General features: G+C 72.5%; 8 protein-coding genes. 7 read left to right on the forward strand and 1 reads right to left on the reverse strand.

Features of this window, described 5'->3' with window-relative positions:
• Positions 1 to 267 precede the first annotated feature (267 nt).
• The 6 genes from ACFXMF_RS27825 (at position 268) to ACFXMF_RS27850 (ending at position 7,076) form a co-directional block, all read left to right on the forward strand.
• Entirely contained in the window at positions 268 to 1,710 is a 1,443-nt protein-coding gene (locus tag ACFXMF_RS27825; RefSeq protein WP_360316224.1) for a N,N-dimethylformamidase beta subunit family domain-containing protein, read from the forward strand.
• Positions 1,711 to 2,315: 605 nt separating this feature from the next.
• Complete coding sequence (locus tag ACFXMF_RS27830; RefSeq protein ID WP_379991068.1) at positions 2,316 to 3,281, forward strand: aKG-HExxH-type peptide beta-hydroxylase; 966 nt, start codon at positions 2,316 to 2,318, stop codon at positions 3,279 to 3,281.
• The gene (locus ACFXMF_RS27835) at positions 3,281 to 4,519 is read left to right on the forward strand and encodes a YcaO-like family protein (RefSeq protein ID WP_379991067.1); all 1,239 of its coding nucleotides are present in this window, start codon (positions 3,281 to 3,283) and stop codon (positions 4,517 to 4,519) included. Before ACFXMF_RS27830 ends, ACFXMF_RS27835 begins: the two co-directional genes overlap by 1 nt.
• Positions 4,520 to 4,646: 127 nt before the next feature.
• Positions 4,647 to 5,465, forward strand: coding sequence for a class I SAM-dependent DNA methyltransferase (locus tag ACFXMF_RS27840; RefSeq protein ID WP_379991066.1), 819 nt, complete (start codon positions 4,647 to 4,649; stop codon positions 5,463 to 5,465).
• Complete coding sequence (locus tag ACFXMF_RS27845) at positions 5,462 to 6,781, forward strand: cytochrome P450 (protein ID WP_379991065.1); 1,320 nt, start codon at positions 5,462 to 5,464, stop codon at positions 6,779 to 6,781. The genes ACFXMF_RS27840 and ACFXMF_RS27845 overlap by 4 nt, the downstream gene beginning before the upstream one ends.
• A gap of 4 nt (positions 6,782 to 6,785) precedes the next feature.
• A complete protein-coding gene (locus ACFXMF_RS27850) occupies positions 6,786 to 7,076 on the forward strand; it encodes a ferredoxin (protein ID WP_379991064.1) in 291 nt (96 codons plus the stop codon).
• On the opposite strand, the gene ACFXMF_RS27855 is transcribed toward ACFXMF_RS27850, so the two are convergent.
• Positions 7,014 to 7,355 carry an aldehyde dehydrogenase family protein gene (locus tag ACFXMF_RS27855; RefSeq protein WP_380020824.1) on the reverse strand — a complete coding sequence of 114 codons (342 nt, stop codon included), beginning with the start codon at positions 7,353 to 7,355 and terminating at the stop codon, positions 7,014 to 7,016. The genes ACFXMF_RS27850 and ACFXMF_RS27855 overlap by 63 nt on opposite strands.
• Here ACFXMF_RS27855 and ACFXMF_RS27860 point away from each other — a divergent pair.
• Complete coding sequence (locus ACFXMF_RS27860; RefSeq protein ID WP_379991076.1) at positions 7,255 to 7,497, forward strand: hypothetical protein; 243 nt, start codon at positions 7,255 to 7,257, stop codon at positions 7,495 to 7,497. The genes ACFXMF_RS27855 and ACFXMF_RS27860 overlap by 101 nt on opposite strands.
• Positions 7,498 to 7,634: the final 137 nt, after the last annotated feature.

The raw sequence follows: 7,634 nt of genomic DNA on the forward strand, positions 1-7,634 counted from the left end.
GGGTGATAACCGGTCGGGGTCGAGCGAAGCGGGAAGGGGCGGTGTGGTCACGGGCGTACGACGGGTGCGGCCGGGTGATCACAGGCGTGCCAAGGGCGAGTGGGCGGTGTCCGTCCGATGGAGTAGGCGTGGCACGGGTCCCGGCACAACGTCCGGATCCGGGTGCCGCGGTGGTCTTCGCGAGGGTGGGGCTGATAGGCAGTGGCGCCGCATGCGTCGGCGCCGGCCGGTGCTGGTGGGCCGGATCGAACGACCTGTGGGAGGCGTATGTCCGACACGTTCGACGGCACCGGATCCTCCGATGATGCCGCCGATACCCGACCGCGCGTCGACGGCTATCCCGCCCGGGCGGGTGTGCGGGCCGGCGACACCCTCCGGCTGCATGTCTCGACCCGGGCCCGCAGGTTCCGAGCGGACTTCTACCGCTGCGGCGTGGGGCTGCGCTACATGGGTCGGTTGGCGGGCGAGGGCCGCTTCGCGCCCGACGGTCGACCCGAAGGGGACTGGCGTTGGCCCGCGTACGACTTCCCCGTTCCCGGCGACTGGCCCTCGGGCGTGTACCTCGCCGTGCTCCACGCCGCGGCCGACACGCCGCCGTACCCCGCGTTCGATCGGGCCGAAACACTGGACGCGCGCCACGCGCGGATCCTGTTCGTGGTCACCCCGCGCGGCCCCACCAGGGCACGCATCCTGTACAAGGTCCCGCTGTTCACCTACCACGCCTACAACGAGAGCGGCGGTGGCAGCCTGTATCGATCGCGATTCGACGACGGCGTCGCACCGCCCGGCGGAACCAGGTCCGTCGGCCTGCGTCGGCCCGGCGGGGGAATCGGCGGCCCGGTCAAGGGGCACCCCGACGCGCACGACCCGCGCACCCCGCGTCAGACGTTCGCACACTGGGACGCCCCGTTCATCGCGTGGCTCGAAGGCGCCGGCTTCGCGGTCGACTACTGCACCGACCTCGACCTGCACGAGTCGTACCGACCCCTGGACGGATACCGCCTGTTGTTGTCCGTCGGCCACGACGAGTACTGGAGCGCCGCCACCCGCCGACACGTCACCGCCTTTCGCGACCGAGGCGGCAACATCGCCTTCTTCGGCGCCAACACCTGCTGGTGGCGGGTCACGGTCGGCGCCGGCGGCAGCGTCCTGCACTGCGCCAAGTACCCGCCGGGCGTCCCCGTGCACGCCGACGTGGACGGGCTGCGCCAAGTCCCCGGCCACTGGTGGGAGATCGCACCGGAGAACACCCTCACGGGCGTCAGCTACCGCAACGCGGGCGGCCACTGGAGCGGGCGCCGAACCGGCCTGGGCCTGACCGTTCGCCACGCCGACCACCCGCTGTTCGCCGGCACCGGACTGCGCGACGGCGACGTTCTCGGCGCCGAACACGCCCTGGTCGGCTACGAATGCGACGGAGCCGCGCTGAGTCGGGGCCCGGACGGCACGCTCGCGCCGACGGGGGAGGACCGGAGTCCCGCGGGGTTCACGATCCTGGGCGTCGCCGAACTCCCCACCGACCCGAACTCCGGTTGGTACCACCCGATTCGCGAGCGAGAGAGCGGAATCCGAGCCGCGACCATGGGTCTGTACACACACGGCGGCACGGTCTTCACCGCCGCCACGACCGACTGGGCGCGGGTCCTGCCCTTGGACGAACGGGTGCGCACCGTGACGCGCAACGTGGTGACGCTGTTGTCGGCCCGGTGATTTCGAGAAACGACGTCGTGACTCCCGCCCACTCGTTCGCGCCGCCGCCCGCGCGGTTGTGCCGCGCCGCGCGGGAGGGCGGTCCGACGTTTCCGGCCAATTTTCCGGCGGTTCGATCGAGCGAGCGGGCCGGATACCGCGTTGACGGGGTTCGGCTCCGGTACTACCGGCCCCGGGTCCGATCGGCGAACTCGCTGCTGGGCGTGCCTTCCCGGGGCTCGGCCTTCCCGGCTCGGCCCGATGCACGCAAGGCGGATTCCGGCTGAACCGACTCCGCTCACCACGGAACGCGACACCTTCACGACTTCTTGTATTCGCCGCCGTCGGGACCCAGCATGACGATCCCGGCCTTTGCCGCCGACGGCGGGGAGCCGGCAACCGAAGGGAGTCCGATATGCAGGACGACATCGAACTGATCTCGGAAGAGGAACTGCCGGAACTGGCCCTGATGGTCGACGTGCCGAGCTGAGGCGGACCGACCGACACGCGGCGGATCGGCGATCGCCGGTCCGCCGCTCCCGCACCGGGATCACGGGAAGGCAGTCACGATGCGCGTGGAACCAGATGCCGGGCAAAGCGTGAGAGAGCGCGCGGTGTTGGCGCGGATGACCCGCTCCGTCCTGGCCCGAGCCGACCTCGTGGCGACCCCTCACGAGGCGACCCACCCCGCCGTCGTCGAGACCGCCCACCTCGCCCAGCGCGTGCTGCACAAGGACCCACCGGACGCACAGCGCCTCGCCGCCCTCGGCCGGCTGCTCGATCACGCCAGAGCCGACATCGCCGATCCACCCGCCGAACTCCCCTGGCCGGTCGACCTGGTCGCCCCGCGCGCACATCTGGACCGCAGCGTCGCCCGGGCCCTGAAGGCGATCCCGAAGCCGAAAGGGCACGAAGACGGGGACGGCGCGGAACCCGCACGCACCTCGACCACGGTCGCCTGGCGGGCGCAGGACACCGAGACATGGCACGCGACGACCGTGCTCCTCGCCGCCGCCTGGCCCGAGGCGAACGCCGAACTCCGAGAAATCCTGGTCCAGATCGCCCTGTTGCACGGGGCGGCCATCGACGGATTCACCGACTTCTCGGTACACGGCGCGGTGTTCGTGCGCCGCGACCGCCTGGAGCCGGGCGCCGACGGCCTGCCGGGCCCGGTCCGCTTGGCCGAAGCGCTCGTGCACGAGGGAACGCACACCCGCTGCAACGCGGCGTCGGTCGCCGACGAGCCCTTCCTGCGTCCGGCCGAGGGCGACGGCCCGCTGGTGGCCACCCCGCTGCGCGCCGACCCGCGACCGCTCACCGGTCTGTTCCAACAGGCGGTGGTGCTGGCCAGGAGCGTGCTGCTGTACCGACGCGTCCTGGACACCGGCACCGGCGTGGGCGGGAACGCGGGCACCGGTGCGGGCGGCACGCGCGCCACGGCCGCGATCCGGGCCCGCCTGGAGCAACTGGAGCGATCCGCGACCCAGGCCGTGGGCACCCTGGTCGAGTATCGGCACGCGCTCACCGATCACGGCCTCGCCGTGCTGGACCAGGTCGCCCCGGTCGTCGAGGCGACTCGGGTGCGTGGGTGATGCCCGAGTCGGCGTGGGATCCCCAGGTGTTCAGCCCCTACGACAGCGACCCCGACACGGTGTTCGCGCGGATCGCGGCGCGCTCGCCGCACTTCGACGCCGTCGACGCCTCCGGCGGCCGACCGATCCTGGTCGGCAGCGCGGCGGGGCACGACCGCGAGCGCGTCGCCGCGAGCGCGCGCGGCGAACTCCTGGAACGCGTCGGCAACATCCTGGCCGGCCGCGCCGCCGAAGCGGACGCGAGCATGATCGGGACGTACGCGGAACTGTGTCGCAAGGGTGTCCCGGCGCTCGACCCGGCCGGCGACGACCCGGCACCAGCGCGGCCGCCGCACACCGCACCGACCGCCCGGGAGACCCGGCGACTCTGGGTCCGGGGACACCGGTTCGACAGCGGCGAGGAAACCTACCTGCCCGCCGATGCCGTCTTCCTGCACCACCGGCCGCCGACCGGCTGCGACCCGGGGCCGCGTGCGGGCTCGACCGGGGTCGCCTCGCATCCCGACCCGACGTCGGCCGCCGAACACGCCGCCTGGGAAGTGCTCGAACGCGACCTGGTGCGGCGTAGCTGGTACGGCCTCGACCCCCCACCCGTGCGGCTCCTTCCGGCCGGACCGCCGGAGCCCCTGGCGAAGCTGCTGCCCGAACTCGGCGTGCTCACCACCACCCTCGACCTCGCAGCCCCCGACGGCGCCCGCTGCGTGGTCGTCTGCCTGCACGCCCCCGATGGCACCCGCCAGTCCTTCGGCGCCCGCTGCGGCCCCGAGGCGGATCTGCCGACGCTGATCGAGAAGGCGGCCTACGAGGCCCTGATGGTGCGCTGGAGCATGGACACGGCGGTGGCCCGGGCCACCTGGGAACGGTGGCGGGGCGGCAGCCCTCCGGAAACGGCCGTGCAACACGCCCTGTGGGCCTATCACGTACAGGACAGCCTGAGTTCATGGACCACGCGGTCGACGCGGCAGAACGTGCCGCCCTTTGAGGCGGGACCGTTCGAGGAGGGCACGGCACATCCACCGGGCTCGACGCCGCCCGTCGTGCCCTCCGGCCTCGACGCCCTGTCCGCGCACACGGGCCGCGAGATCGTCCTCGTGGACACCACCGCGGGCCCGGCCCGCGCGCTCGGCGCGACGGTGATCCGGGTCGTCGCCCCCGGGGCCGCCGGGCTTCCCGCCGGGCCGGACGACGCGCACCGGCACACACCGACGACCCCACGCGGACCCCACCCCTTCGGTTGACCGACCGAGCGCAACGACCGAAAGCGGACCCGGAACACCGCCCCGGCCCCGGATCGGATCGGCGGCCGGACCCACCCGAACGCCGAAGTGCCCCGGCAGCGGGGCCGTCACGCGTTGAGGAGCCAATGTGCCAAGGACCCACACCACCACGCGCCGAACCACATCCATACACCCCGCCACGCTCGCCACCCCCCGCGAGTCACCCGCGCACCCGTACTATGCCGACGCTCACGCGGCCGACTACGACCGCTGGTTCGGCAAACCGGGAATCACCGACGCCACCGTGGACACCCTCGCCGCGCTCGCCGGCCCCGGCCCCGTGCTGGAACTGGGCGTAGGCACCGGCCGCATCGCACTGCCCCTGGCCGCACGCGGCATCCGCGTCCACGGCGTCGACGCCTCGGAGCCGATGATCCGCCGGCTGCGCGGCAAACCCGGCGGCGAGGACATCCCCATCACCGTGGGCGACTTCGCCACCGTCCCGGTCCCCGGCACCTTCTCGCTGATCTACCTCGCCGGCGGCACCTTCTTCGAACTCCCCGACGGCGCCGCCCGACAACGCTGCCTCACCGCCGCCGCGACCCACCTCGAACCGGGCGGCCTCCTCGTCTTCGACGCGCACCTCCCGGAAGCCCTGGCGGTCGCCGCAGCCTCCGGCATCCCCGAAGTCGTCGCCGAAACCGACGAACACCTCATCCTGTGCCACCGCCGGATCGACCCTGCCACCCAGACCTACCGATCCCACTACCTCATCCACGAAGCCGACCGCACCCGGCACCTGCGCGTCTCGTTCCACTACGCGTCGCCCGGCGAACTCGACCTGACGGCCCGGCAATCCGGCCTGCGCCTCAAACACCGCCGGGGCACCTGGTCCGGCGACCCCTTCACACAAGCCAGCACCTACCACGTCTCCGCCTACGAACGGGACACCGAGGAGACGCCGTGACGGAGCCCGGCACCGACCCCCGAAACACGAGCACAGGTCAACAAACCCAACCCTTCACCCCGAACCCGAACCCGAACCCGAACCCGAACCCGAACCCGAACCCGAACCCGAACCCGAACCGACCGTCCATCGAACCCGGGCCACCCACCTGCGCGTTCCCGTTCCCGCACCAAGACGGCCTCGGCCCCATCCCCGAGTTCGCCGCGCTGCGCCGCGACAACCCCTGCGCCCGCATCCGACTGCCCAGCGGCGACCCCGCGTGGCTGGTCACCCGCTACGCGGACGTACGCACCGTCCTGGGCGACCCCCGCTTCAGCCGCACCCGCGCCACCCGCAGCCCGGGCCCCAGGATGGCCGCCGTCCCCACCCTGCCGGACTCGATCCTGGCCGCCGACCCGCCGGAGCACACCCGGCTGCGCAAACTCGTCGCCGCCGCCTTCACCGCCCGCCGCGCCGAGGCGATGCGCCACGACATCGCCCGCCTGGTCGCCGACCTCCTCGACACCCTCACCGACCACGGCCCCCCGGCCGACCTCGTCCCACTCCTGTGCCGCCCCCTGCCTCTCACCGTCATCTGCGACCTGCTCGGCACCCCACGCGAGCACGGCGACCGCCTCGACACCTGGTGCGACGCGCTGCGCAGCCTCACCGCGATACCCGACACCGCCGTCACCGACGCGGTCACCGAGATGACCGGCTACATGACCACCCTGATCGCGGCCAAACGCAACCACCCGGCCGACGACATGCTCAGCGCCCTGATCGCCGCACGCGACCACGAGGAGCGCCTCACCGAGGACGAACTGATCTCCTTCTGCGTCGTCCTCCTGGCCGGCGGCTACGGCACCACCGCCGACCGCCTGGCCGGCCTGATCCACCTCCTCCTCGACACCCCGACCCACTACCGCCGGCTGCGCGACCGGCCGGAAATGGTGCCCACGGCCGTCGAGGAACTCCTGCGCTACGCCCAGACCAACGTCCAGGCCAACCTGCGCGTGGCCACCGAACCCATGACCCTCGCCGGCGTCCGCATCGCCGAAGGCGAAGCCGTGATGGCCGTCAACTCCGCGGCCAACCACGACGATTCCGTGTTCCCCGACCCCGAGGACCTGGACCTGACCCGAACTCCCAACCCCCACCTCGCCTTCGGCCACGGTGTCCACCACTGCGTCGGCGCCCAGTTGGCCAGGGCACAACTCCAGGAAGCCGTCACCGCCCTGCTCCACCGTTTCCCGACACTGCGTCAAGCCGGCCCACCCACCTGGAAATCCGGCCTCAAAACCAGAGCTCCCCGCGCACTCCCGATCACCTGGTAGCCCGATGCCCGAGCCCAACGCCGAGCCCAACGCCGAATCCGACGCCGACCCCGACCCCGAGAGCAACGCCGAACAACCGCCGCCGGCCCGCCCCCGCGTAGACCTCGCGCGATGCATCGCCTCAGGCATCTGCACCGCCACGGCCCCGAACCACTTCACGCGATCCCCGGATGGCAAAGCCCAGCCCCACCCCGACGCGCCTCCGTGGAACACCGAAGCGCAAGACGCCGCATCACTTTGCCCCATGGAAGCGATCCACCTCCCGCCACGATCCGGATCGCATACCCCCGACTGAAAGGGCCGCGACCCGCGACATCCAGCCGGCGCGGGGCCTCGGTGGAACCGCCGTCCGATACCTCCGCCGTATACGGATCCGGCGGGTATCGGATCGGGTTCGTCGTAAGCCGGTGAACGACACCTTGCGCACGTCCGGGTGGCGGACGAGGTGCGCGCCGACCGTCTCCCCGGGACCGGTGATCACATGGAACGCACCGGCCGGGAGCCCGGCATCACGCAGGATCGCGGCCAACTCCAGCGCCGCGATGGGCGTCTTCTCGTCGACCTTGAGCACCACGCTGTTGCCGGCCGCGAGCGCCGGTGGCCTGCGACGGACGCAGCGGGAAACCGCACTCGCGGGCACCGATCCCGGTGAACTCCTCCATGCGCGCGCCGATCACGCCGATCACCCGGTCCAGGACCGCCGTCCGAGCCGCTGACGGCGCTGCCGGCGACCCGCCTGCGGCACGCACGGCGCAGGACGGCGCCGACGTCGACGCCCGGGGGGAGAGTTGTTGCCGCTTGGAGTCGCCGCGCGCCATGGGTGCCCCGTTCGCCTGTGCTCGGGGTCCAGGAG

It is taken from the genome of Embleya sp. NPDC059213, from assembly GCF_042754445.1.
Classification (GTDB): Bacteria; Actinomycetota; Actinomycetes; order Streptomycetales; family Streptomycetaceae; genus Embleya.

Coding starts and splice junctions, on each gene's coding strand:
- ACFXMF_RS27825 (WP_360316224.1), top strand. CDS start 268: ATGTCCGACACGTTCGACGGCACCGGATCCTCCGATGATGCCGCCGAT.
- ACFXMF_RS27830 (WP_379991068.1), top strand. CDS start 2,316: ATGACCCGCTCCGTCCTGGCCCGAGCCGACCTCGTGGCGACCCCTCAC.
- ACFXMF_RS27835 (WP_379991067.1), top strand. CDS start 3,281: ATGCCCGAGTCGGCGTGGGATCCCCAGGTGTTCAGCCCCTACGACAGC.
- ACFXMF_RS27850 (WP_379991064.1), top strand. CDS start 6,786: ATGCCCGAGCCCAACGCCGAGCCCAACGCCGAATCCGACGCCGACCCC.